2 protein-coding genes are annotated in these 1745 nt (G+C 67.4%); one reads left to right on the forward strand and one right to left on the reverse strand.

Going from position 1 to position 1745, the window contains the following annotated elements:
* Positions 1 to 147: 147 nt before the first annotated feature.
* The gene (gene trxB, locus AC30N0_RS08955; protein ID WP_489517577.1) at positions 148 to 1101 is read right to left on the reverse strand and encodes a thioredoxin-disulfide reductase; all 954 of its coding nucleotides are present in this window, start codon (positions 1099 to 1101) and stop codon (positions 148 to 150) included.
* A gap of 160 nt (positions 1102 to 1261) precedes the next feature.
* Here trxB and AC30N0_RS08960 point away from each other — a divergent pair.
* On the forward strand, positions 1262 to 1745 hold a 484-nt coding region (locus AC30N0_RS08960), incomplete at its 3' end, for a Crp/Fnr family transcriptional regulator (protein WP_489517578.1).

Here is a 1745-nt window from a genome sequence, read left to right on the forward strand (position 1 = left end):
TGACCTGACAGACGCGTGCCATGACGCTTCTCCGTGACTGTGTTGAGCCTGCCTGCGGCTGCCGGTGCGGCAGCCTGTCGGCGGGGAACCCCCGCCGGGCGGCAAAGCCTGCAAGTATAACCGCGAGGCCCGCCCGAGGCCAGAAGCTCAGGCCTGCTCGAGGAAGCGCTGGGCGTCCAGCGCCGCCATGCAGCCGGTTCCGGCGCTGGTGATCGCCTGCCGGTAGACGTGGTCCTGCACGTCCCCGGCGGCGAACACCCCTGGCACGCTCGTCATCGTGGCCAGCCCGTCGAGGCCGCTGCGCGTCAGGATGTAGCCGTCGCGCATCTCCAGCTGGCCCTTGAAGACGTCGGTGTTCGGCTGGTGGCCGATGGCGATGAAGCAGCCCGAGACGGCCAGCTCCGACGTGCTGGCGTCCTTCGTGCTACGAATGCGCACGGCGTTCACGCCGCTCTCGTTGCCGAGCACCTCGTCGAGCGTCGACCACAGATGCAGCTGCATTGCGCCGGCGGCGACCTTGGCCATCAGCTTGTCGACCAGGATCGCCTCGGCCCTGAACTTGTCGCGGCGATGGATCAGGTGGACCTTGGAGGCGATGTTGGACAGGTAGAGCGCTTCCTCGACCGCGGTGTTGCCGCCGCCGACGACGCAGACGTCCTGGCCCCGATAGAAGAAGCCGTCGCAAGTGGCGCAACCGCTCACGCCGCGGCCCATGAAGGCCTGCTCCGAGGGCAGCCCCAGGTACTTCGCCGAGGCCCCGGTGGCGATCACCATGGCGTCGCAGGTGTACTCGCCCGAGTCGCCGCGCAGCGTGAACGGCCGCTTCGACAGGTCGACTTCGTTGATGTGATCGAAGACGACCCGGGTGTCGAAGCGCTCGGCGTGCTTGAGGAAGCGCTGCATGAGGTCAGGGCCCATTACGCCGTCGACGTCGGCAGGCCAGTTGTCGACATCCGTCGTCGTCATGAGCTGGCCGCCCGGTGCGATGCCGGTCACGAGCATCGGCTTCAGGTTGGCGCGCGCCGCATAGATGGCCGCGGTGTAGCCTGCCGGCCCCGAGCCGAGGATGAGAACGCCGCTGTGCTGTGGGAGGGTGGTCATGGTCGGGCCGCGGGAGGCGGGCAGTGTGTTGCTCTCGCGTCAGAAGTCTGACATGGGGTTGAAACGGGCTCGCAGCAACGCTTCTAATGGTGACAATAGCCGCACTTCGCTGGGCCTCATTTTCACCGAGGGGCAGGCAGCAATCCGAAAGGCTCATCCGATGGCGATGCTCTCGAATCTCGATCTGATCCGGCGCGTTCCTCTGTTCTCTCTGCTGACCAACGACCAGGCGCAAGGCATCGCGGACAGCGTCGTGAAGCGCCGCTTCAGGCGCGGCGAGATCGTGGTCGAGCATGGCAAGAAGTCGAATGCGCTCTTCATCCTGCTCACCGGCCGGGCCCGGGTGCTGACCGCCGACTCGCGCGGCCGCGAGGTCATCCTCGCCGTCCTGCAGTCGGGCGACTACGTCGGCGAGATGAGCCTGATCGACAACGAGCCGCACTCGGCGACCGTGCGCGCGGAGGTGCAGACGGACATGCTGATCCTCGGCCGGGCCGAGTTCGCGCGCTGCCTGCCGGAGAACTCGAGCCTGTCGTACGCGATCATGCGCGGCCTGGTGCAGCGCCTGCGCAGCGCCGACCGGCAGATCGAATCGCTGGCGCTCCTCGACGTCTACGGCCGTGTCGCCCGCACGCTGCTCGACA

Origin of the sequence: Rhizobacter sp. (assembly GCF_031412495.1) — a bacterium.
Lineage (GTDB): Bacteria > Pseudomonadota > Gammaproteobacteria > Burkholderiales > Burkholderiaceae_C > Schlegelella_A.

Coding starts and splice junctions, on each gene's coding strand:
- trxB (WP_489517577.1), bottom strand. CDS start 1,101: ATGACCACCCTCCCACAGCACAGCGGCGTTCTCATCCTCGGCTCGGGG.